Source organism: Kitasatospora sp. NPDC088346, from assembly GCF_044740765.1.
Taxonomy (GTDB): domain Bacteria; phylum Actinomycetota; class Actinomycetes; order Streptomycetales; family Streptomycetaceae; genus Kitasatospora.
This window is the reverse complement of sequence record NZ_JBIURH010000003.1, coordinates 158,081-181,949: the sequence shown is the minus strand read 5'-3', so window position 1 is coordinate 181,949 and position 23,869 is coordinate 158,081. Positions and strand designations below refer to the sequence as shown.

At 72.9% G+C, this 23,869-nt stretch carries 16 protein-coding genes; 13 read left to right on the top strand and 3 right to left on the bottom strand.

The genetic code is table 11. The annotated features are described in order from the left end of the window. Positions 1 to 65: 65 nt before the first annotated feature. The gene (locus ACIOFR_RS06710; RefSeq protein WP_400993011.1) at positions 66 to 4,913 is read right to left on the bottom strand and encodes a LamG-like jellyroll fold domain-containing protein; all 4,848 of its coding nucleotides are present in this window, start codon (positions 4,911 to 4,913) and stop codon (positions 66 to 68) included. Positions 4,914 to 5,252: 339 nt separating this feature from the next. On the opposite strand from ACIOFR_RS06710, the gene ACIOFR_RS06705 reads away from it, so the two are divergent. From ACIOFR_RS06705 to ACIOFR_RS06670, 8 genes are all read left to right on the top strand, one after another. Beyond that, complete coding sequence (locus ACIOFR_RS06705; protein WP_400993009.1) at positions 5,253 to 12,485, top strand: RHS repeat-associated core domain-containing protein; 7,233 nt, start codon at positions 5,253 to 5,255, stop codon at positions 12,483 to 12,485. Positions 12,486 to 12,496: 11 nt separating this feature from the next. Beyond that, positions 12,497 to 12,853 carry a hypothetical protein gene (locus ACIOFR_RS06700; protein ID WP_400993008.1) on the top strand — a complete coding sequence of 119 codons (357 nt, stop codon included), beginning with the start codon at positions 12,497 to 12,499 and terminating at the stop codon, positions 12,851 to 12,853. Between the two features lie 127 nt (positions 12,854 to 12,980). Beyond that, complete coding sequence (locus ACIOFR_RS06695) at positions 12,981 to 13,349, top strand: holo-ACP synthase (protein WP_400993006.1); 369 nt, start codon at positions 12,981 to 12,983, stop codon at positions 13,347 to 13,349. 17 nt (positions 13,350 to 13,366) lie between these two features. Further along, on the top strand, positions 13,367 to 14,821 hold the full coding sequence (locus ACIOFR_RS06690; protein ID WP_400993005.1) for an NAD(P)H-hydrate dehydratase: 1,455 nt from the start codon (positions 13,367 to 13,369) through the stop codon (positions 14,819 to 14,821). Positions 14,822 to 14,974: 153 nt separating this feature from the next. Continuing rightward, positions 14,975 to 16,159, top strand: coding sequence for an alanine racemase (gene alr / locus ACIOFR_RS06685; protein ID WP_400993004.1), 1,185 nt, complete (start codon positions 14,975 to 14,977; stop codon positions 16,157 to 16,159). Then, entirely contained in the window at positions 16,156 to 17,511 is a 1,356-nt protein-coding gene (locus ACIOFR_RS06680) for an alpha/beta fold hydrolase (protein ID WP_400993003.1), read from the top strand. Before alr ends, ACIOFR_RS06680 begins: the two co-directional genes overlap by 4 nt. A gap of 94 nt (positions 17,512 to 17,605) precedes the next feature. Continuing rightward, entirely contained in the window at positions 17,606 to 18,106 is a 501-nt protein-coding gene (gene tsaE, locus ACIOFR_RS06675; RefSeq protein WP_400993002.1) for a tRNA (adenosine(37)-N6)-threonylcarbamoyltransferase complex ATPase subunit type 1 TsaE, read from the top strand. Between the two features lie 105 nt (positions 18,107 to 18,211). Continuing rightward, entirely contained in the window at positions 18,212 to 18,409 is a 198-nt protein-coding gene (locus tag ACIOFR_RS06670) for a hypothetical protein (protein ID WP_400993000.1), read from the top strand. 36 nt (positions 18,410 to 18,445) lie between these two features. Here ACIOFR_RS06670 and ACIOFR_RS06665 read toward each other — a convergent pair whose 3' ends face one another. Further along, positions 18,446 to 19,075, bottom strand: a complete 630-nt coding sequence (locus tag ACIOFR_RS06665) for a hypothetical protein (protein WP_400992998.1) — start codon at positions 19,073 to 19,075, stop codon at positions 18,446 to 18,448. Positions 19,076 to 19,225: 150 nt separating this feature from the next. Between ACIOFR_RS06665 and tsaB the strand changes: the two genes are divergently transcribed. Genes tsaB through ACIOFR_RS06640 form a run of 5 tightly spaced genes read left to right on the top strand, consistent with a single transcriptional unit; the run spans position 19,226 to position 22,635 of the window. Continuing rightward, a complete protein-coding gene (gene tsaB / locus ACIOFR_RS06660; protein WP_400992997.1) occupies positions 19,226 to 19,879 on the top strand; it encodes a tRNA (adenosine(37)-N6)-threonylcarbamoyltransferase complex dimerization subunit type 1 TsaB in 654 nt (217 codons plus the stop codon). Between the two features lie 23 nt (positions 19,880 to 19,902). Beyond that, positions 19,903 to 20,385 (top strand): ribosomal protein S18-alanine N-acetyltransferase, encoded by a 483-nt coding sequence (rimI, locus tag ACIOFR_RS06655; RefSeq protein WP_400993262.1) that lies wholly within the window; start codon positions 19,903 to 19,905, stop codon positions 20,383 to 20,385. Then, on the top strand, positions 20,378 to 21,460 hold the full coding sequence (gene tsaD, locus ACIOFR_RS06650) for a tRNA (adenosine(37)-N6)-threonylcarbamoyltransferase complex transferase subunit TsaD (RefSeq protein WP_400992996.1): 1,083 nt from the start codon (positions 20,378 to 20,380) through the stop codon (positions 21,458 to 21,460). The genes rimI and tsaD overlap by 8 nt, the downstream gene beginning before the upstream one ends. Then, a complete protein-coding gene (locus ACIOFR_RS06645) occupies positions 21,457 to 21,729 on the top strand; it encodes a hypothetical protein (RefSeq protein ID WP_400992994.1) in 273 nt (90 codons plus the stop codon). Before tsaD ends, ACIOFR_RS06645 begins: the two co-directional genes overlap by 4 nt. 36 nt (positions 21,730 to 21,765) lie before the next feature. Then, positions 21,766 to 22,635, top strand: a complete 870-nt coding sequence (locus ACIOFR_RS06640; protein ID WP_400992992.1) for a polysaccharide deacetylase family protein — start codon at positions 21,766 to 21,768, stop codon at positions 22,633 to 22,635. Here ACIOFR_RS06640 and ACIOFR_RS06635 read toward each other — a convergent pair. Beyond that, positions 22,617 to 23,855 (bottom strand): methyltransferase domain-containing protein, encoded by a 1,239-nt coding sequence (locus ACIOFR_RS06635; RefSeq protein WP_400992991.1) that lies wholly within the window; start codon positions 23,853 to 23,855, stop codon positions 22,617 to 22,619. The genes ACIOFR_RS06640 and ACIOFR_RS06635 overlap by 19 nt on opposite strands. Between the last annotated feature and the right edge of the window lie 14 nt (positions 23,856 to 23,869).

Here is a 23,869-nt window from a genome sequence, read left to right as displayed (position 1 = left end):
GGAACGGCAGTGGGGCCCGCCGCGAGCGTTCGCGGCGGGCCCCACTGGTGTCCGAACCGTCCGGGTCAGCTGACCTGCACCGGGACGGCCTGGTCGCTGCTGTCGAGCAGGGCGACCGCGGCCGGGGTCAGGGCGCTGTTCCAGGTCTGGACGTCGCTGATCCGCCCCGGGAAGGGGTTGTCGTTCCGGTTGGCGTTGCCGATGGTGAGCTGGCCCGCGGAGGCCCAGGCGGTCGGGTTGACCGCGGAGCTCACGAGCGTGCCGTCGACGTAGAGACTCATGGACTTGTCGGCCGCGTTGTAGACGGCGACCAGGTGGGTCCACCTGTTCAGGGCCGGCGGGGTGCTCGCGAACGCCGCCGGGTAGCTGCCGGGGTTGGCGGAGTCGGTGGCCGGGCTGACGAAGGCCCAGGCGTTGAAGGCCTTCGAGTACTGCAGGTAGAAGGCGCTCACGCTGGTGCCGGACTGGCCGACCACGTTGGCGTAACCGTTGGTGTTGGTCAGGTACGCCCAGGCCGAGACGGTGTAGCTCCTGGTGGTGTCGACCACCGGGCCCGCCGTGGTCGCGGTCGCGCCGTTGGTGCCCGGGACGGAGAGCACCGTGCCTCGGGCCGGGTCGGTCACGAAGGACGTGCCGCCCTGCAGCGTCAGCCCGTTGGCGGGCCGGACCGAGTCGGTCGCGTCGGTGAGCCTCCAGCGGTCGGTGGGCTGGTTGAGGTGGCCCAGGGACTGCACCGGCGCGAACTGGGCGGCGCCCGAGTAGACGGCCCGGACCGCGTTCGGGGTCAGCGCGCTCTTCCAGGCCTGGACGTCGCTGATCCGGCCGGGGAACGGGTTGCCGTTCCTGGCGTTGCCGATCATCAGCGGCCCGCCCGCGGCCCAGGCCGACGGGTTGGTGGCGGTGGCGACCAGGTTGCCGTCCACGTACAGGCTCATGGTCCTGGTGGCGGCGTCGTAGCTGCCGACCAGGTGGGTCCACCGGTTGAGGACCGGCGGGGTGCTCGCGAACACGGCCGGGTAGCTGCCGGGGTTGGTGGAGTCGGTCGCCGGGCTGACGAAGGCCCAGGCGTTGAAGGCCTTCGAGTACTGCAGGTAGAAGGCGCTCATGTTGGTGCCGGACTGGCCGACGACGTTGGCGTAGTCGGCGGTGCCGGTCAGGTAGGCCCAGGCCGAGACGGTGTAGCTCTTGGCGGTGTCGACCACCGGGCCCGCGGTGGTGGCCGAGTCGCTCGGCGAGGTGAGGCTGAGCACCTTGCCGTGCGTGCGGTCCTTGATGAACGCCGCCGAGCCGTTCAGGGTCAGCCCGTTGTCGGGGTTGACCGCGTCGGTGGTGTCGGTGAGCTTCCAGCGGTCGGTCGGACCGGCCGGCGGCTTCACGCCCGCACGGACCATGATCTTGCCGTCGCCCGTGATGGTGTAGAGGTCCGGGTAGCCGTCGCCGTTGACGTCACCGGGCGATCCGATGCCGGGGAAGGCGGCGGCGGAGGCGCCCGGCGCGAGCGCCGACTGGGTGGCGGGCAGCACGTCGCCGGAGGTGGCCGCCCAGTTCTGCTCGGCGTGGCCGTCGAGGCAGTCCCACAGGATGAGCTGGGTGCCGGGCGTGTTGAACGCGGCGGGATCGGCCAGGCAGCGCCCGGAGTTGGGGTTCTTCAGTGAGCCGCCCGGGCCGGAGACCCACTGCTGGGCGGCGGTGCCGTTGCAGTCGTACAGCTGGACCGGGGTGTTGTTGTCCTTGCCGCCCGAGGCGACGTCGACGCACTTGCCGAGGACGTGGATCGAGTTGTCGGAGCCCAGCAGGAACTTCTGCGGGTTGGTCGTGTTGCAGTTCCAGAGCTGGACGGGCGTGCCGTTGTCGGTCTTCCCGTTGCTGATGTCCGCGCACATGTTCTTGCCCGCGGCGTCCTTGACGCCCGAGGTCAGGAACGACCCGGTGGGGGCGGTGACGCTGGTGGTGGGCACGCCGTTGACGTCGAAGGTGAGCGGGTAGCTGGTGATCGCGCCGGTGGTGTTCTCGCGGGCCCACAGGGCGGGCACGCCGTCGACGGTGCCGGGGGCGATCAGGGTGGTGTTGGACCAGTCGCCGGTGCCGATCTTCACGCCCGCGGCGAGGTTGCAGCCGGCCAGGTAGGTGCCCGGGTAGTACCAGAGCTCCTTGTTGTCGACCGTGACGAGGTCCGGCACGTCGGCCATCTGCGAAAGCTTGCCGGGCGCCAGGATCTGGGTGACCTTGTTCCAGGTGCCGTCCGAGCCCTTGGCGGGGCAGGAGTCGGAGTTCCGGACGTTGACGATGTTCTGGGTCAGCGTGAAGTGGCCCGAGGTGCCGCCGGCGGTGTTGGCGTCGTTGGCGTAGATGTACAGGTTGTGGCTGGTCCGGTTGAACGCGAACAGGTCGTCGACCATGGACGCGGTCAGCGTGCCGCGGTGGGCGATCAGGTAGTTGTTCCAGCCGGTGCCGTCGGGGCTCTTGGCCGGGGTGGAGATGGTCTCGGTGGTGTCGGCCGGGCCGCCGCCGCGGATCAGCGCGAGGTTTCCGTCGGTGGTGGTGGCGGCGAGGTCCGGCACGCCGTCACCGTCGAGGTCGCCGGGGCTGACCTTGGCGTTCGCGTTCCAGGGGGCGAAGAAGGAGTACTGGCCCACGGTGCCCTGGGTGTTGCCGGCCTTGTCGACGGCCCGGACGAACAGGGTGTGGGTGCCCCACTGCGAGCTGCTGACGCTGATCGGGACGTCGGCGCTCGCGTTGCCGCCGGCGCCCGGGGTGGCGGCCACGGAGGCGCCGCCGCTCGGGATCGCGGTGTCGAGCGAGTACTCGAAGCGGTCGATGCCGCTGCTGATGCAGGCGTCGCGGGTGCAGCCGCCCGGCGCGGGGTCGTTGGCGGTGACCTTGACCGTGGCACCGGTGTCGCCGGCGTGGCCGGTGGGGGCCTTGTCGCCGCCGAGCGGCGGGAAGGCCGCGTTCGCGGTGACGACGGGGACGCTCGGGGCGCTCAGGTCGACCTTGAAGTAGCAGTACGGCGAGGACGGGCCGGTGAGGGTGCCGTCGGTGGCGACCATGTTCCAGCCGTACTGGTGGCCGTCCTCGGCGGTGAAGCCGAGGTTGTCGTAGACGGTGCCGCCGTTGCTGACCGTCGCCGACCAGGGCCAGGACTTGGTGAGCGCGTTGCCGTTGCCGTCGTTGGACATGTTGTCCCAGACGTGCGCCATCGCCTGGAGGTTGACGCCGCTCATCTTGGTCGACAGGCGGGCGTTGAGGGTGATGTTGGAGGCGCTGCCGGTGGTGCCGGAGTTGCCGATCCAGCCCGCGTTGCCGTCACAGCCGTTGCCGGCCGGGTTGCGCGGGGCGGGGCTGACGCTGATGGTGTCCGGGGCGTTCGGGGCGATGTCGAACACCGTGACCACGTACGGGTTGGTGTTGAACCGCATGAAGTCGTTGTTGCTGCTCGACTTGGTCTCGTTGCCGAAGATGCCGACGGTCCAGTTGCTGTTGTGCCCCGGGAGCTTCTGCATCTGGCCGGTCACGTCGAAGACGACTTCGTGGTTGCCGCACTTGTTGGAGATGTTGGAGCTCTTCGGGTACTGCGTCCCGCCGAGCCAGCCGTCACCGGCGACCCAGGGCTGGTTGTGGTTCCAGGAGACGTCCGAGTGGAGCTCGCTGACGGTCGCCAACGAGACCGCGGCCTGGTGCTGGCAGTCGAAGCTGGCGCCGTAGGTCTCGGTGATGTGGAACTCCGAGCGGGAGACCACCATGTCGCCGGTCAGGTTGCTGGTGTCGATCTGGTAGAAGGACCGGTACAGGCCCTGGCAGTCGTTCCAGTGCTGGTAACCGGCGCCCTCCCCGTTGTCCTGGGCGACGTCGTACGCGGTCTGCCCGGGGCAGCCCTCCCGGACGGTCGCGTAGTGGCTGGTGCCGTTGGTGACCGGGCTGACCGACGGGTCGATGTACAGCGGCCAGACGGTGTCCGGGCCGGTCAGCAGGCCCGTGTCGGGGGTCAGGGTCAGCGCGCCCGGCTCCGCCTTCAGGGCGATCGGCCTGACCTTCGAACCGGTGCCGGGCTCGCGCTCGGTGGAGCGGGTCGGCTGCGCGGGGGCTCCCTGGTCGGCGCCGGCCGCGCCGCGGGCGGCCGACTTCGCCTTCGGCGCCGGGGCGGAGGCCGCCGGCGCGGTGGCGGAGTCCCACATGACGGGGGTGGGGGCGGCGAACGCGGTGGTGCCGTCGCCGGCCTTCGCGGTGAGCGCGCCGCTCGGGTCGGCGGCGACGGCGAGGCCGTCGCTGGTGGCGGTGGCCAGCTTCAGGGACGCCAGCGCCGGGTTGGCGGCGGCCTTGGCGTCGTGGACGACCAGGACCTCGCGCAGACCGCCCTGGTCCGAGGCGATCACCTTGAGGTCGACCCCGGGCAGCACGCCCGCGTACACCGCGGTGTCACCGGACAGCTGCGGCGCCGGGAGCGCGACCGGGAAGGTCAGGGCGAGCCGGCGGCCCCTGGCGTCGGTCAGCGTCGCGAGCGGGCCGGTGCCGCCGCCGGACAGGGCCAGGCCGGAGGGCGTGGCCTTCGGCGAGAACGTGCCGTCGCCGTTCCTGGCGAGCGAGGCGTCCACCCCGGTCCAGGAGCCGTTCTTACGCACCCGGGCCGGCTGGACGTGGGTGGTCAGGGTGAACGTGCCGTCGGCGTTGGCGATCGTCTGCGAGGTCTCGGTGGTCAGCGACTCGACCGGGACGGGGCGGTGGTCCTTCTTCGCCTGCTCCGAGGCGGACTCCAGCGCAGTGCCCGGCACACCGGGCGCCGCGGCGGGTGACGGGCTGTCGGCCAGCGCCGGGCCGGCGGTGCCCAGCACCAGGCCGGCCAGGGCCGCCGTCGACGCCAGACGGCGTGCGAATGCTCGCGTCCCTCTGAGAGGGACGCGGGTGATTTCCCCCACGAATTGTCCTTCTGTTCTGTGGACGTGCCCTGCAACAGCCGGAGTTCCCCCGGAGCCCCTGCACGGGCGGCGTCGGATTTGGACGTGTTCATAGCACTCTCACCCGGTTGTGCGAGACCGGAGGGAGAGCTGTGAACGATGTGACTGCCGAGGAAGGGTATTGCGGCCCGAACGTACGTGGCAATACCGTTCCCGCTGGTCAGACAGTGCGTCAGGTGACGCACATTCAGGTCGTGACCGGTTGAAATCGTTCATTGGGGGATGATTCGCATGCGCGCCAGAGCGCGAAGTCTTCAGGGTGCCCGGGGGAGGGGATGGGCTCGACGGGGGACGGTCGCGGTGGCGACGGTCGCCGCGTTCTCGATGGCGACGCCGATGGCGATCGCCGCGGACGTCCTCGTCGGCCCGTACCGCTACACCGGCAAGGTGTGGGCGGCCGACCCGCTCCAGCAGCAGCCCAGGGTGCCGGGCCATCCGGCCGACAGTCCCGGCGCCACGCCGAAGCCGGGCATACCGAGGGGAGCGCGTGAACTCACCGCGCACACCCCGGCGGTGGCGAAGTGGCCCGGCGCCTCGACGGACACCGTCGACCTGTCCGGCAGCTCGGCGACCAGGAGCCTGAAGGCGGGGGCGTCACCGGTCTCGGTGGCGTCCGTCCCGGTCTCCGCGCTCGGCGCCCGGGCCGGCGGCCTGGTCGCCCCGCTCGCCCCGGTGACCCCGGCATCCGCGGTCGAGGTCCGCCTCGCCGACCGGCCGAAGGCCAAGGCCGCAGGCGTCGACGGCCTGCTGGTCGGCCTCGCCCGCACCGACGGCGGCACCGGCGCGGGCAGCGCCTCCGTCTCGCTCGACTACAGCGCCGTCGAGCAGGCCTACGGCGGCGGCTGGGCCTCCCGGCTCAAGCTCGTCGCGCTGCCCGGCTGCGCACTGACCACGCCTCAACTGGCCTCCTGCCGACGGCAGACGCCGATCGAGTTCACCAACGACCCGCAGGGACGCCGGCTCTCGGGCACCGTCCCGCTGCCGAACGCCGCCAAGCCCAAGGCGCTGAGCGCGTTCGCCTCGCCGTCGGCGCGGGCGGCCTCCGCCGGCTCCGCCTCGATGGCGGTCGCGGCCGTCGCCGGATCGGGCGGCTCGCAGGGCGACTACGGGGCGACCTCGCTGTCCGCCTCTGGCTCCTGGACCGCCTCGGCCTCCGGCGCGTTCACCTACTCCTACCCGATCACCGTGCCGCCGTCGCTGGGCGGAGCCGCACCGTCGGTCGGGCTCTCGTACGACTCCCAGTCCGTCGACGGCGAGACCTCGGCCCGCAACTCGCAGTCCTCGTGGATCGGCGACGGCTGGGGCTACAGCCCCGGCTTCGTCGAGCGCTCCTACAAGGCCTGCAAGGACCAGGGCATCGAGGACTCCGGCGACCAGTGCTGGGGCGGCTGGAACGCCACCATCTCGCTCGGCTCGCACACCGGCGAGCTGGTCCGCGACTCCGCGGGCGTCTACCACCTGCAGAACGACGACGGCACCAAGGTCGAACGGCTGACCGGCGCCACCAACGGCATGTGGCAGGGCGAGTACTTCAAGGTCACCACGACCGACGGCACCGCCTACTACCTCGGCCTCAACCACGCACCCGGCACCACCTCGGACGGCGCCACCAACAGCGCCTGGGGCGCGCCGGTCTACCACCCCAAGTCGGGCGACCCGTGCTACGACTCGGCCAAGGGCAACGACTCGCAGTGCGACCAGCAGCCCGGGTACCGGTTCAACCTGGACTTCGCGGTGGACCCGCACGGCAACGTGCAGCGCTACGACTACGCCACCGAGTCCAACTACTACAACATGGGCTACGGCCAGGTCGCCAAGGACGACAAGGGCGGCACGCTCACGGCGTACACCCGCGGCGGGCGTCTGACCCAGATCTCGTACGGGTACCAGCTGCCCGACGTGCTGGCGGGCCGTGAGCCGGCGGCGAAGGTGGTCTTCAACGTCGCGCAGCGCTGCACCACCTCGGACAGCGTCTGCCAGGAGTCGAACCTCTCCAAGGACACCGCCACCAACTGGCCGGACACCCCCTACGACCTGACCTGCCGCTCCACGGACAAGAACAAGGTCGAGGGCGACGACACCGACGGCGTCTGCCTCACCGGCGGGCCGACCTTCTGGCAGACCACCCGCCTGAAGTCGATCGACACCAGGGTCCGTACCGCCTCCGGCTGGCAGGACGTCGACACCTACGACCTGAACCAGGTGTTCTCGGACGCCGGTGGCACCTACGACCCCGTCACCGGCAAGACCCAGGACCCGAAGAACGCGGGCGCCCTGCAGTCGGTGATGTGGCTCTCCGAGATCAGGCACACCGGCAAGGACACCTCCGCCGGCGGCACCGGCACCATCACCCTCGACCCGGTCACCTTCACCGGCATCGAGATGGACAACCGCGTCGACGGGCTCTCCCCGGCCGCGCCGCCGCTCTACCACCCGCGGATCTCCAGCATCCAGACGGACACCGGTGAGTCGGTCGCCGTCACCTACCGGGCGCCCGAGTGCACGCGGACCGGCAACCACATGCCGGCCTCGGCCGACTCCAACACGATGGCCTGCTACCCGGTCTTCTGGAACACCCCGGGCGGCAAGGACCCGATCGAGGACTGGTTCCACAAGACCCTGGTCTCCCAGGTCACCGACAGCGACCGCACCAAGGCCGGCTCGCCGGCCAAGGTCACCAACTACACCTACGGCGACGGTGCCGCCTGGCACCGCGACGACTCCGAGCTCACCGACGACAAGCACCGGACCTGGAACCAGTTCCACGGCTTCCGGACCGTCACCACCACCACCGGCGCCGCCCCGGACCCGATCACCCAGTCCGTCGTCTCCTACCTCCAGGGCATGGACGGCGACTACCGGGCCGACGGCACCCAGCGCAGCGTCAAGCTGAAGAACTCGCTGGGCGAGCAGACCACCGACAGCCCGTGGCTGGCCGGCAGCGCCCAGGAGTCGGCGTCCTACACCCAGGCGGGGGGATCGGTCACCGCCAGGCAGTTGACCGACGAGCCCACCGTCACCGAGACCGCCAGCAGCTCGCGGACGGCCTGGACCTCGGAGGACCCGGCCCCGGCGCACCTGTCCACGCTGCCCGACATGAAGTCGCGCCGGACGCAGTCGACCTCGGCCCGTTCGCTCGGCCTGATGTCGGACAACACCACCTGGCGGACCACGCAGACCAAGACCGTCATGGACGGTCTGGGCCGCGTCACGCAGATCGACGAGAAGGGTGACCTGGCGGTCCCCTCCCAGGAGACCTGCACCACCACCACGTACGCCCCGGCGCCCGCCGCCAACCCGATGATGCTGATCTACCCGAGCGAGACGACCAGCGTCGCCGGGCCGTGCAGCACCACCCCGAGCGGCACGGCGACCCTGTACGGCAAGCGGATCTTCTACGACGGCGACACCAGCGTCTCCACACCCGGCAGCTACGGCGTGCTCGGGCAGAAGGGCTCGTCCCTGGGCCTGGTCACCGCCACCCAGTCGATCGCGTCCTACGACGGCTCGGGCAAGCCGGTCTTCCAGACCCTCGGCGCGCTGGAGTACGACAAGTACGGCCGGCTCACCAAGACCCTCGACGCCACCGGAGCGGCGACCACCACCAGTTACCTCCCCGCTGACGGGATCCTGCCGAACTCCCTTTCGACCAGGAACCCGCTGGGCTGGGAGGCCAGCAGCACGATCGCGGTGGCCCGCGGGGCCGTCACGCACGCGGTCGACGCCAATGGCCGGGTCACCGACGTCGAGTTCGACGTGCTCGGCCGCCGCACCAAGGTGTGGACTCCCGGACGGAACAAGGCGAACCAGACTCCGGACCGCAAGTTCGGCTACGCGGTTCACGGTTCCGGGGACAACCCGGACCCGTCGACCGTCACCTCGGAGGCCCTAAGGGAGGACGGCTCGTACAGCAAGTCCGTCACCTACTACGACGGACTTCTGCGGGCACGGCAGAGCCAGACCACGACGGCGGACAACTCGGCCGGCCGGCTGGTCTCGTCCACCTTCTACGATTCGCACGGCTGGGCGGTCTCCACCATCGCCCCCTACGCCGACGCCGCGAACGGCCCGGGTGCCGGCATGTGGGCCGAGGCCAACAACACCGGCCCGTCGGTGACCAGGACGGCGTACGACGGCCTGGGCCGGACCGTCAGCGCCCAGCAGGTTTCCTTCGCGAGCACGTTGTGGCAGTCGTCCACGTCGTACCCGGGCGTCGACCGGGTCGACACCCAGGTGGCCGGGGCGCGAAGCTCGACGTACACCGACGGGCTCGGGCGCACGACGTCCACCGTCGTGCACGACGAGACTCCGGACCGGAAGCTCGGCAGCGGTACGGTGCTCGCCTCCGGGACGTCGGCGGTTTCCAAGAGTGTCCGGCTGGCCATGCAGGCCGACGGAAACCTGGTGCTGACCGCCCTCACCGACGGCCGGACCCTGTGGTCGTCGGGAACGTCGGGCAACCCGGGGGCCTATGCGACCCTCCAGGCCGACGGCGACTTCGTCGTCATGAACGCGGCCAGGACGGTGAAGCTCTGGTCGAGCGGTACCGCCGGCAACACCGGTGCCTACCTCAAGGTCCAGGGCGATGGCACGGTGGCCGTCTACCGGTCCTCGAACACGGTCGCCTGGTCCACCGGGACCGCCAACAAGGCCGTCTCGGCAGACGTGACCACCAGCTACACCTTCACCCCCAGGGGCGACGTCGCCTCGGTCGCCGACACGGTCGGCAACCGCTGGTCCTACACCTACGACCTGCGTGGCCAGCTGCTGTCCCAGACGGACCCGGACAGCGGCACGTCGACCAAGCACTACGACCCCCTGGGGCGGATGGACCTCGCCACCGACTCCCGGGGCCAGTCGCTGTCCTACGTCTACGACGCGCTCGGCCGCACCCGGGCCAAGTACGCCGGAACGACCACCACGGACCAGACGAAGCTGCTCGCCGAGTGGGCGTACGACGGTCAGGCCAAGGGGTACCCGGACTCGTCGACCCGCTACGTGGGCGGGCGATCGGGTGACGCCTACGTCAGCAGGATCGACGGCTACACCACGGCCTACCAGCCGACCGGTACCACGACGATCATTCCCACCAGTGAGGGGAAGCTGGCAGGCACCTACACCACGTCCGCCGCGTACACCGCGAACACCGGTCTGCTCGCCTCCACGACCTTCGGGCCCGCGGGCGGCTTGACGGCGGAGACCGTCGGGTTCGGCTACAACCTGCAGGGCGGCCTGTACTCCATGGGTTCGCCGACCACGCCGTACGTCACCAGCACGAACTACAGCCCACTGGGCCAGGTCCTGCAGACGACTGTCGGGCCTGCGGCCAAGCAGCTGCGCACCGCGCAGACCTACGACCAGGTCACCGGCCGGCTGACCACCAACAGGGTGACGCTGCAGAGCAACACGGCGAACCCGATCTCGGACACCACCTACGGCTACGACCAGATCGGCAACATCACCTCCGTCACCGAGACCCAGTCGTCGGGTGGCGCGGACCGGGTGACCGACACCCAGTGCTTCGCCTACGACGCCCTGCGGCGCCTGACCACGGCCTGGACCGACACGAAGGGGATCACCAGCCCGACCGCAGGCCAGCTCGCCCACTGCTCGACCGGCACACCCAGCCCGAGCACCATCGGCGGGCCCGCCCCCTACTGGCTGGACTGGCAGTACAACCAGCTCGGTGACCGGACGCTGCAGGTCAGCCACGACATCACCGGCAACGCGGCGAAGAACACCACGCAGACCAGCAGTTACCCCGGCGGCGGAGCCGCGGTCGCCACCAAGCCGAACACCGCCAGCTCGGTGGTCACCGCCAACCCGACCACGGGCACGACGACACTCACCCCGACCTACGACGCCGCAGGCAACACCGTCAAGCGTGCTGCCACCGGGGCGAATCCGCTCGACCAGACCATCGGCTACGACGTCGAGGGAGCCACCTCCACCGCCACCACGAACGGCAAGGAGACCCGCTACCTCTACGACGCCAACGGCGCCCTCCTTCTGCAGCGCGGGCCCGCCAACACCACGTTGTACCTGTTCGGCGGCGCAGAACAGCTCAGTCTCGACAAGGCGGCCGACACCGTCAGCGGCCTCCGCTACTACAGCTGCCCCGACGGGACGACCGTGGTCCGGGCGAGCGGCGGGGCCGTCAGCTACCAGCCCACGACGCCGCAGGGAACCGCTCAGCTCCAGGTCGACTCGAAGACGCTGGCGATCACCCGCCGGGCCTTCGACCCCTACGGCAACGCCCGTGGTGCTGCGCCGACTTCATGGGCGGACAACCACGGCTACCTCGGCCAGCCGGCCGACCCCACCACGGGCCTCGACCTGCTCGGCGCCCGCAACTACGACCCGGCCCTCGGGCGTTTCATGTCGCTCGACCCGGTCTTCGAGGCCGGGGACGCCAACCAGATGGGGGGATACACCTACGCCGGGAACAACCCGACCTCGGGCAGCGATCCGATGGGCCTGTGGTGGAGCCTCGACGACATTGGCAGCTTCTTCAGCGGCGTCGGTGACTCGGTCGTCGGCGATCCGTACCAGTGGACCGTCAACTTCGCCTCCGACGGATGGAACGCCTTCGCCGACTGCTACAACGGCGAAAACGAGGTCTTCAACGACATCTTCGACTACGAGAACGACAGCCCCTACAAGCTCGGTCACACCGGTTACGTCGATGACAACCCGATAGCCGACGCCTTCGACTACGACACCAGCAACACGTCCTACGTGGCGGGGCAGTGGACGGGCATCGTCGGCTCCTTCGCCATCGACGGCGTGGGGCTGGTCAAGGGGGCCGTCTGGGGGGTCAAGGGCGCCAAGGCTGTCAAGATCGCGATGGAGGACGGCGACGGCTTCGTCAACGCGGTCAGGAAGTACCTGGACGGGGATCTCCCGACCACGACCAGCCCGCCGGCAGAGCCTGCGCCCACCACCCCCAAGACCGAGGCTCCGAGCAACCCGAAGACGGGTACCGACAAGGAGCCCGGCGGTCCCGGGGGCGGCGGGAAGACCGAGAACACGCCCGAGACGGGAAGCGGCACTCCCACAGACGGCGGCGGCACCACTCCCGGCGGAGGCGCCGAGACTCCCGGCGGCGCCGCGCCCAGCGCGGGCGGTGGGACCGCCGCAGCGTCGTCGGCCGCCGCGGCGCCCGCTGCGGCCCGCACCGGGGTCAGCATCAAGTCCGTTCGCATCGCGCTGGGCAAGGCGGGGATGAGCGTCAAGGGATACGACATCGTCCACGTCCCGACCATCGAACACCCGAACTCCGTCGCACTCGGCAGCAGCCCGTTCAAGGGGAAGGGCAATGGAAACGCGCTGCGGGTCGCGGTTCTGGGCCCCAACGAGCTGCCGCTCATCGAAGTCAGCTCGGAAGGTCTCAGGGATATGGAGACCGCGGTGAGGACCATCCTCCACGAGCTCTACCATCACAAGAACGGACACCTTCCGGACATGGAGGCCCAGGCGGAGGCGTACTCGGAGCGGATGTACGCCGAATACCTCAGAAGGAGGAGGAAGTAGGTGGCAGCAGCATGAAGTCCTACATCGACAGCGAGATCCGGCAGTTGGCCGCATATCCGAGCTTCGTCGACGATCAGTCGGAGAAGACCTGCCCCGTCTGCCGGAAGGTCTCGGTGCGCGCCTACGTCTACGAGGCAAGCAGGGCCGGCCGACCGGTGTTGTTCTGGCGCACCTGGTGCTTCCACTGCCGCCGGATGTGCAGCTCGGTCGGCGTGAAGCCGAAGTGGCTGACGTTCAGTGACCCCTTCGCCCAGATGACCCAGGACGAGCGGAGGGTGCTGTCCGCGGACTCCGACGGCTTCTTCGACCGCCTGGACCAGCTCTGGCGGAAGGGGACGCTGCCCCAGGAGTTCCACTTCTCGACGTGAGACGGATGACCGGCCGATCGGCCGGGGACCGGGCCCCGTTCGGACTGCCGAGCGGGGCCCGGCCCGTTTTCGGAGCGCGGGTGCCATAGGGTCCGGGCGACGGGCGGCTGTGACGGAGGAGTTCAGGGTGATCATCGGCGTCGGGATCGACGTGGCGGCCATCGACCGGTTCGAGGCCTCGTTGGAGCGCACGCCCCAGCTGGCGGACCGGCTGTTCACCGAGGCGGAGTTGCTGCTGCCCTCGGGGCAGCGCCGCGGGGCCGCCTCGCTGGCGGCGCGGTTCGCCGCGAAGGAGGCGCTGGCCAAGGCGCTCGGCGCGCCGCCGGGTCTGCACTGGACGGACGCCGAGGTGGCCGTCGAGCCCTCGGGCCGGCCGGTGCTGAGGGTGAGCGGGACGGTGGCGGCGCGGGCGGCCGAACTGGGCGTCCGGTCGTGGCACGTGTCGCTCAGTCACGACGCGGGCGTAGCGTCGGCGGTGGTGATCGCCGAGGGCTGAGCCGTGGGAGGCAGCGGATGCGTTACGCACACACCGTCGAGCAGGTCCGGGCGGCGGAGGCCGAGCTGATGGCCGGGCTGCCGGAGGGGGCGCTGATGCAGCGGGCCGCCGCCGGACTCGCCGCCACCTGCGCGCAGTTGCTGCCGCGGGTGTACGGCAGCCGGGTGCTGGTGCTGGCCGGCAGCGGCGACAACGGCGGCGACGCGCTGTACGCGGGGGCCCGGCTGGCCCGGCGGGGGGCGCGGGTGCGGGCCGTCCTGCTGTCGCCGGAGCGGGTGCACCCGGGTGGGTTGGCCGCGCTGCGGGCCGCCGGCGGGCGGGTGACGGAGGACCGGACCGAGTTCGGGCGGGCCGATCTGGTGCTGGACGGCATCGTGGGGATCGGCGGCCGGGGCGGGTTGCGGCCCGGGGCGCGGCCGTACGCCTCGATGGACCGGCGCGGCCCGGTGGTGGCGGTGGACGTGCCGAGCGGCGTGGACGCCGGCACCGGGGAGGTCGACGGCGTCGCGCTGCGGGCGGACGTGACGGTCTGCTTCGGCACCCACAAGCCCGGCCTGCTGATCGACCCGGGTGCCTCGTACGCGGGGGTGGTGCACCTGGTGGACATCGGGCTGGCGCTGCCACAGGCGGCGGTGACCGCCCTCCAGCACCCGGACCTGGCCGCGCTGTTGCCCCGGCCGTCGGCGGAGAGCGACAAGTACCGGCGCGGGGTGGTCGGTGTCGCGGCCGGCTCGGCCCGCTACCCGGGCGCGGCGGTGCTGGCGGTGGCGGGGGCGCTGCGCGGGGGCGCGGGCGCGGTGCGGTACGCGGGGACGGCGGCCGAGGAGGTGGTGCGGCGCTTTCCCGAGACGCTGGTCAGCACCGGCGGGCCGGCCGACGCCGGGCGGGTGCAGGCCTGGGTGGTCGGGCCGGGCGGCGGGGACGGCGCGGGTGACGCGCTGGCGCAGGCGCTGGCCACCGACGTCCCGGTGCTGGTGGACGCGGACGGCCTGACCGAGCTGGCCCGGCTCGGGCCCGGCGTGCTGGCCGGCCGGTCGGCGCCGGTGCTGCTCACCCCGCACACCGGCGAGGCGGCGCGGCTGCTCGCCGGGGTGGACGGCGGGGCGCCGCCCCCGGCGGAGGAACTCGCGGCGGCCCGGCTGGCGACCGCCCGGCGGCTGGCGGCGGCCTACGGCGCGACGGTGCTGCTCAAGGGCTCGACCACGGTGGTGGCCGACCGGTCGGGGACGGCCCGGGTCAACGGCACGGGCACGCCCTGGCTGGGTACGGCCGGCAGCGGGGACGTGCTCTCCGGGCTGACCGGGTCGCTGCTGGCGGCGGGCCTGGGGGTGGTCGACGCGGCCTCGGCGGCGGCGTACCTGCACGGGCTGGCGGGCCGGCGGGCGGCGCGGGGCGACGTGCCGGTGACAGCGATGGAGGTGGCGGCCGCCCTCCGGTGGGCCTGGCGGACGGTCGAGGGGCAGGCCGGCTGATCCCGGCCCCCGTCCGGTCCCCCGGCCGGTCCCCCGGCTGATCCCCCCGGCCGGGGAACCCGGGCGTCGGCGCGGCGCGTCCTCGCAGGTCCACCGCCGTGCCCCGCGGGCCGTTCACGGGGCAGCGGTGGTCGTCTGGGAGACTGATACGCGATGACAACTGCGAACACCACCGGTACGGCCGTCCTCGCGCAGGGGGCGCGAGCCGAGGCGACCATCGATCTGGGCGCCCTGCGGGGCAACCTGGACGCGCTGCGCGCCCGGACGAACGGCCCTGCGCTGATGGCGGTGGTCAAGGCGGACGCCTACGGCCACGGTGCGGTGCGGTGTGCCCGGGAGGCCGTCGCGGCGGGTGTCGGCTGGCTGGGTACGGCGATGCCGGAGGAGGCGCTGGCCCTGCGTGCGGCCGGGATCGGCCCGGACGAGGCCCGCGTCCTGTGCTGGCTGTGGACGCCGGGCGGGCCCTGGCAGGAGGCGCTGCGGGCGCGGATCGACGTCTCGGTCAGCGCGCGGTGGGCGCTGGACGAACTGCTGGCCGCCGTCCGCGAGTGCGGTGTGCCCGGCCGGGTGCACCTGAAGGCCGACACGGGTCTGGGCCGCAACGGCTGCCAGCCGCACGACTGGCCCGACCTGGTCGACGCCGCGCTGCGGGCGCAGGCCGAGGGCCTGGTCGAGGTGGTCGGCCTGTGGTCGCACCTGGCGGCCGCCGACGAGCCCGGCCACCCGTCGATCCAGGCCCAGCTGGACTCCTTCGAGGCCGCGCTGGCCCATGCCGAGCGGGCGGGCGTGCGCCCGGAGGTGCGGCACCTCGCCAACTCGCCGGCGACCCTGCTGCTGCCGCAGTCGCACTACGACCTGGTCCGCACCGGCCTGGCGATGTACGGGCTGTCGCCGGTGCCGGAGGTGGGCACCCCCGCCGACTTCGGGCTGCGCCCGGTGATGTCGCTGACCGCCCGGCTGGCGCTGGTGAAGACCGTGCCCGGCGGCCACGGGGTCAGCTACGGCCACCACTACACGACGCCCGGCCCGACCACCCTGGGCCTGGTGCCGGTCGGGTACGCGGACGGGATCCCGCGGCACGCCAGCAGCACCGGGCCGGTGCTGATCGGCGGCAAGTGGCGGACGGTCGCGGGCCGGGTCGCGATGGACCAGTTCGTCGTCGACCTCGGCGGTGACACCCCGCCGGTCGGCGAGGAGGTCCTGCTGTTCGGCACCGGGGAGCACGGCGAGCCGACCGCCGAGGACTGGGGCCGGGCCTGCGGCACCATCTCGTACGAGATCATCACCCGGATCGGCGCCCGGGTACCGCGCCGCTACGTGGGTAGCACCACGACATGACCGAACCCGGCGTCAGCAGCAACCCGGTGGCCGCGGTGGCGCAGGCCGCCGGTTCGGCCTCGGCCGGGGTGAGCCGGGCCGGACTGATCGGGATCTCGCTGGGCGTGGTGGCGGCCGGCGCCGCCGCCGGTGTGGCGATAGAACGGCTGACCGTGGGCCGGTCGATGCGCCGCCGGGCCCGCGAGGAGCTGGACGCCGCGGCGCCGTTCGGCTCGCTGCGCGGACGGCCCCGCACCGTCGCCGCGCCGGACGGCACCGAGCTGTACGTGGAGCTGGACGGCACCGGCTGGCCCGAGCCGGTGCAGGTGCACCCGGAGGAGGGCCCCTCGCCGCGCAAGGGCTGGTTCGCCCGCCGGCGCGGTGAGGCCCCGGTGGACCGGACGGGCCTGCCGGGCCTGCTGGCCGGTTCCGGCGCGCTGACCAGGGCCGGCAGCCGCAAGAGCTTCGGGACGGTCCCGGCCGCGGCCGCCCCGCCGCTCACCGTGGTCTTCTGCCACGGCTACTGCCTCAACCAGGACAGCTGGCATTTCCAGCGGGCGCTGCTCCGCGAGGACATCCGGCTGGTCTTCTGGGACCAGCGCAGCCACGGCCGCTCCGAGCGCTCCCGTGCGTACCTGGCCGGTGAGCCCGCCTCGATCGACCAGCTGGGCGCGGACCTCGGTGCGGTGCTGGACGCGGTCGTGCCGCAGGGCCCGATCGTGCTGGTCGGCCACTCGATGGGCGGGATGACCGTGATGGCCCTCGCCGAGCAGCGCCCGGAGCTGTTCCGCGAGCGGGTCGCCGGGGTGGCCCTGGTCGGCACGCTGGCCGACGACTGGGACTCGGTGACGCTGGGGCTGCCCGCCGTCGGCGCCAGGCTGCTGCGCCGGGTGGCGCCCGGGGTGGTGCGGGCGCTGGGCCGGCAGGTGGAGCTGGTGGAGGCGACCCGGCGCTTCGGTGCCGACGTGACCGGTGTGTTCTACCGCCGGTTCTCCTTCGGCGGCAAGGAGGTCGACCCGTCGGTGGCGCGGTTCGCCGAGCAGTTGCTGGACGCCACCCCGATCGACGTGGTCGCCGAGTTCTACCCGGCGTTCTCCGCGCACGACAAGCGGGCCGCGCTCGCCGCGCTGGACGGTGTCCCCACCCTCGTCCTGGCCGGGACCAAGGACCTGCTGACCCCGCCCGAGCACAGCGAGGCGATCGCCGCCGCGCTGCCCGGGGCCGATCTGGTGCTCGTCCCGGACGCCGGTCACCTGGTGATGCTGGAGCGCCCGGACGTCGTCGACCGGCAGTTGGCCGGGCTGCTGCGCCGGGCCGTGGACTTCGCGCACGCGGCGCCGCTGCCGCCGGCCGTCCGGGAGCTGCTGGACTGAGCGGTGTGCGCGGCACCGGCCCGCGGTGTGGCACCGTAGCGGGAGCCGCCGTCGAGGGACGGCGCGCACCCGGACGAAGGGCATCGCACGCGCCATGGGCACCCAGACCACCGTCACCGTCGCCTCCCCCGAGCGGATGAACCGGCTCGGACGGGAGCTGGCGGGCCTGCTCCGGCCCGGCGACCTGGTCCTGCTCTCCGGTGAGCTGGGCGCCGGCAAGACGACCCTGACCCGCGGTCTCGGCGTGGGCCTGGGCGTGCGGGGCGCGGTGACCTCGCCGACGTTCGTGATCGCGCGGGTCCACCCGTCGCTGGTCGGCGGCCCGGCGCTGGTGCACGTGGACGCGTACCGGCTGGGCGGCGGTCTGGACGAGATGGAGGACCTCGACCTGGACGTCTCGCTGCCGGAGTCGGTGGTGGTCGTCGAGTGGGGCGAGGGGAAGGTCGAGGACCTCTCGGACGACCGGCTGGAGCTGCGGATCGAGCGGGCGATCGGGGGCAGCGCCACCGAGGACGGCGACCCGCGCACGGTCACCCTGACCGGGCTGGGCACCCGCTGGGACGGTGTCGACCTCACCCGGCTGGGTGAGGAGTGAGGGCGGTTTCCCGACAGGCTGTCGGGAAGGTGTTGCGGGCGGGCGTCCGGGCGTGATGGGATGGATGTGCTGTGGTTAGGTGTGCCTAACTAGGGAGCATCCTCCATGACGAGCACCACCCCCGTCGCGCGGACCGCGCCGTCGGCCGTGTCCATGAGCACCCTGCTGGCCGCCTGCGCGGCCGCCGCCGCCGTCTCCACCCCGCCCGAGCGCTCGACCCCGCCCGAGCGGCGGCCCGCCGCCGAGCGGGACGACCGCGCCGAGGCGCCGGCCGCCCGGCGGCAGCACCCCCGCGCGGCCTGACGGCCCCACCCGGCGCCGGCGGCCGGGTGCCCGGCGTCAGGGCACCACGACCACCGTGGTGCCGAGCGGCGCGAAGTCCCAGAGCAGCTGGCCCTCCTCGCGGCCGGAGCGGATGCCGCCGGTCTTCGTCTTCCCGTTCGGTGCGGCCGACGGGGACGGCGTGGCGTCCGGCGCCGGGTCGGGCGAGGGGTCGGGCGAGGCCGAGGGGGTCGCCGGGGCCGTGGAGGCCCCGTCCACCACGGCGCTGAAGCCGAAGACCGCACCCTCCTGCGAGAACCGCACCACGTGCTCGATCCTCCGGCCGTCGGTGCCGGTGCCCGCCGCCGTGCGGCTGTACACCGGATAGCTGCCGACCGCCGGCGACACCGAGCCGGGCACCACCGCGAACGAGGACAGCACCTGCGGGGTCTTGCGCGGGTCGACCAGCCAGACCTGGCGGGCGCCGAGCGAGTACACCACCCGCAGCCCGGTGCCGGAGTTGCCGGGCAGCGGGGGAGCCGGGGCCACGGTCGGGTGGGCCGAGGTCAGCGGCGCGACCGGGGCCACGTACCCGGCGGCCACCGCGCGCTCCTGGGCGCCGCTCGCCTGGAAGGCCAGCAGGCCGATGGCCGCCATCGCCCCCAGGGTGAGACCGGTGACCGCCAATCCCGCACCCAGCTTCGCCACGTCTGCTCCCAACCGCTCGCCCGGGACCCGTTCCTGGGGCCATCGTGCCAGGTCCCGACAGGCTTTTCGGATCGATCCGATCGCGTGTTCACCGGCTCCGGCGGAGCTCGGCCGGACGGCGGGCCCGGCCGACCCTCTAACCTTGGACCCGTGCTGCTGCTTGCGTTCGACACCGCCACCCCCGCCGTCACGGCCGCCGTCCACGACGGCGACACCGTCCTCGCCGAGTCGTACCAGGTGGACGCCCGGCGCCACGGCGAGCTGCTCCTCCCGACCGTCGAGGAGGTGCTGCGCCGGGCCGGCGTGGACAAGAGCCGGCTGACCGACCTCGCGGTCGGGGTCGGCCCGGGCCCGTACACCGGCCTGCGGGTCGGCCTGGTCACCGCCGCCGCCCTCGGCCACGCGCTCGGCCTGCCGGTGCACGGCGTCTGCACCCTGGACGCCATCGCCCACCAGGCCCGCACCGAGGGCCTGACCGGAGCGTTCACCGTGGCGACCGACGCCCGGCGCAAGGAGGTCTACTGGGCCTCCTACGACGCCGACGGCGCCCGGGTCAGTGGCCCGTCCGTGGACCGCCCGGCCGAGCTCACCCCCGAGCCGCAGGCCGTCGGCGCCGGCGCGCTGCTCTACCCCGACGCCTTCCCCGGTGCCCGCGGGCCCGAGCACGTCTCGGCCGGCGCGCTGGCGGACTTCGCCGTCACCGAGCTCGCCGCGGGCCGCGAGCTGCTGCCCAACCTGCCGCTCTACCTGCGCCGCCCGGACGCCCAGGTGCCGGCCGGCTACAAGGCGGTGCTCCCGGCGTGAGCCCCGTTGCCACCCTGCGGCCGATGCGCTGGTGGGACATCGAGCCGGTGATGGCACTGGAACTGCGGCTGTTCCCCGAGGACGCCTGGTCGCACGCCATGTACTGGTCCGAGCTCGCCGAGGCGCACCCCGGCGGCAGCCGGCACTACACCGTCGCCACCACCGGCGACGGCGGGATCGTCGGTTACGCCGGGCTGATGGCGATCGGCACGGAGGGCGACGTCCAGACCATCGCGGTCGCCCCCGGGCACCAGGGCACGGGCCTCGGCGCCACGCTGCTCACCGACCTGGTCGAGGAGTCCGTCCGGCGCGGCTGCGCCGAACTGCTGCTGGAGGTGCGGGTGGACAACCTGCGTGCCCAGCGGCTGTACGAGCGGTTCGGCTTCCAGCCGGTCGGCGTCCGCCGCGGCTACTACCAGCCCGCCGGCGTCGACGCGCTGGTGATGCGCCTCGACCACCCCCCGCACCAACCGACGCACGACTCGAAGGACCCTGACCATGGCTGACGAACCGCTCGTCCTCGGCATCGAGACCTCCTGCGACGAGACCGGCGTCGGCATCGTCCGCGGCACCACCCTGCTCGCCGACGCGGTGGCCTCCAGCGTCAACGACCACGCCCGCTTCGGCGGCGTCGTCCCCGAGATCGCCAGCCGGGCGCACCTGGAGGCGATGGTCCCGACCATCCAGCGGGCCCTGGACACCGCCGGGGTGAAGGCCACCGACCTGGACGGCATCGCCGTCACCGCCGGCCCCGGCCTGGCCGGCGCGCTGCTGGTCGGGGTGAGCGCCGCCAAGGCGTACGCCTGGGCGCTGGACAAGCCGCTGTACGGGGTCAACCACCTCGCCTCGCACATCTGCGTGGACCAGCTGGAGCACGGCAGGCTGCCCGAGCCGACGATGGCGCTGCTGGTCTCCGGCGGCCACTCCTCGCTGCTGCTCAGCTCGGACATCACCACCGACGTGCGGCCGCTCGGCGCGACCATCGACGACGCGGCCGGCGAGGCCTTCGACAAGGTCGCCCGGGTGCTCGGCCTGGGCTTCCCCGGCGGCCCGGTGGTCGACCGGACGGCCCGGGAGGGCGACCCGAAGGCGATCGCCTTCCCCCGCGGCCTGAGCAACGCCAACGACCCCGCCTACGACTTCTCGTTCTCGGGCCTGAAGACCGCCGTCGCCCGGTGGGTCGAGGCGAAGCGGCGGGCCGGCGAGGACGTGCCGATCGCCGACGTCGCCGCGTCCTTCCAGGAGGCCGTCACCGACGTGCTCACCCGCAAGGCCGTCCGGGCCTGCCGGGACAACGGCGTCGACCACCTGATGATCGGCGGCGGGGTGGCCGCCAACTCCCGGCTGCGCGAGATGGCCCAGCAGCGCTGCGACAAGGCGGGCATCGTGCTCCGGGTGCCGCGGCCGGGCCTGTGCACCGACAACGGCGCGATGGTGGCCGCGCTCGGCTCCGAGATGGTCTGGCGCGACCGTGCGCCGTCCTCCTTCGACCTGTCGGCGGACTCCTCGCTCCCGGTCACCGAGGTCTCCGTCCCGCACACCGACCTGCACGCGCACGCCCACCGGGCGCTCCAGCCGTGACCACCGCCCCGGTGACGGCCCGGATGTGGGAGGCCCGGGCCGTCGAGGGCCGGGCCGGCGAGCTGGAGGAGTGGGTCCGGACGGTGGCGCTGCCGGCGCTGCGCGGTCCGGCCGGGCCGGAGCGCGCCGAGCTGTTCACCGCGCCCGGGGACCGGGTGTTGCTGATCACCTGGTGGACCGGTGCGCCGCGGGAGGTGGGTGAGCCGCCGGCCGCACTGCTCGCCCGACCCGTCCACCGGTGGTCGTTCCTGCGTCAACACGTCGAGTAGCGTGCATTCCTGAGAGTTCGCTGAACGACGGGGGGCGTGGTGAGGAAGACGTACGGCCTGGTGGCCCTGGCCATACTGGTGGCCGTGACGGGGTGCGGCGGTGGGGGCGGACGGGGGGCACCGGCACCGTCCTCCGCGGCACCCTCCTCCGCACCGTCCGGGACGCCGGCGCCCGCCGGATCCGGCCCCGCGGCCGCCCCGGACGTCGCGCGGTGGACCAAGTGGGGTCTCTCCCCGCTGCCGGCCGCGCCCGCCGCGCCGGCCGACAAGCCGATCAAGCTGAAGGCCACCGGCCCGGTGCCGGTGTTCAGCGAGGTGCCGACGCACGACAAGGTCGTCTTCGTCACCATCGACGACGGCGCGGAGAAGGACCCGAAGTTCGTCGAGATGCTGACCGACCTGAAGGTGCCGGTGTCGATGTTCCTGACCCGCGACATCGTCAAGGACGACTACGGGTACTTCAAGCCGCTCCAGGCCCTCGGCAACCACATCCACAACCACACCACCGACCACCCGGTGATGAGCAAGCTCTCCCCCGAGCGGCAGAAGAGCGAGGTCTGCGACGCCCAGACCGCCCTCACCCAGCAGTACGGCACCGCCCCGCTGCTGTTCCGCCCGCCCTACGGCGACGGCGCCAACACGCCCGCGCTCAACACCGCCGTGCAGCAGTGCGGCCCGCGCGCGATCGTGCTGTGGCGCGAGTCCATGCAGATCCACGACATGCAGTACCAGGCGAGTGACCAGAAGCTGAAGCCCGGCGACATCATCCTGGCGCACTTCCGCGGCCCCAAGGACCTCAAGGGCGAGTCGATGACCGCGATGTTCGGCGAGCTGCTGAGCCGGATCCACGAGCAGGGTTTCTCGGTCGCCCGGCTGGAGGACTACGTTCAGCCGCCGACCGGCTGACCGAGCATCATCAGCGGGCCGTCGTCCGTGCGGCAGAGGATCACCGTCACCGCGTTCGGCCCGGAGGGCTTCAGCTGCCGCCGCAGCTCCTCCGGGAGCACCGACACCCCGCGCTTCTTGATCACCACCGTGCCGACCCGGCGCTCGCGCAGCAGCGACTTCAGCGTCTTCACCTTGTACGGGAGCACGTCGGTCAGCTCGTAGGCCTGCGCGTACGGGGTCGCGACCAGCCGGTCGGAGGTCAGGTAGGCGATCATCGGGTCGACCGGCCGGGCGCCGATCCGCCCGGCCACCTCGGCGATCAGGTGCGCCCGGATCACCGCACCGTCCGGCTCGTACAGGTAGCGGCCCACCCGCCCGGTGCCGACCGCGGCCGCCCGGTCGCCGTGTCCGCCGTCGCCGTGTCCGCCGTCCCCGCCGTCGCCGTCCCCGGCGGGGGCCGGCCGGCCGCCGGTCAGGGTGTGGCCGCCCGGCAGCAGGGTGGCCCGGTGCGGCTCGGCGGCGCCGGTGCCGAACCACAGCACCGCCTCCTTCACCTCCCCGTGGTCCGAGACCCACTCGGCCTCGGCGCCCTCCGGCACCAGCTCGTGGGGGATCCCCGGGGCCACCTTGAGCGCCCCGTACGGGGTGCGCCTCGCCGCCGCGACCGCCCAGGACAGCGGCGGCGAGTACGCCTCGGGGTCGAAGACCCGCCCGCGCGCGGTACGCCGGGCCGGGTCGGTGAAGACCGCGTCGAAGCCGGTCACGTCGATCTCCGCGACGTCCGCGCAGCGCACCTCGATCAGCTCGGCCAGGCCCAGCGCCGCCGCGTTCGCCTCGGCCACGGCGCAGGTCAGCGGGGAGCGGTCGACGGCCAGCACCGCGACCCCGGCCCTGGCCAGCGCGATGGCGTCGCCGCCGATCCCGCAGCACAGGTCGGCCAGCCGCTTCACCCCGAGGGCGGCGAACCGGGCGGCCCGCCACTCGGCCACGCTGCGCCGGGTGGCCTGCTCGACGCCGTCCGGGGTGAAGAACATCGCGTCGGCGTCCGGGCCGAACTTCGCCCTGGCCCGCTGGCGCAGGGCGGCCTGCTCGAAGGCCGCCCGGACCAGCTCGGCGGGGTACTCCCGGCGCAGCCGGGTGGCCAGCGCCAGCTCCTGGTCGGGGGTGAACCCGCGCAGTTCGGTGAGCAGGGCCCGGCCCCGGTCGGTCAGCAGGGCTCGGAACGATTCGGTCTCCACGGCCCCATTGTCGG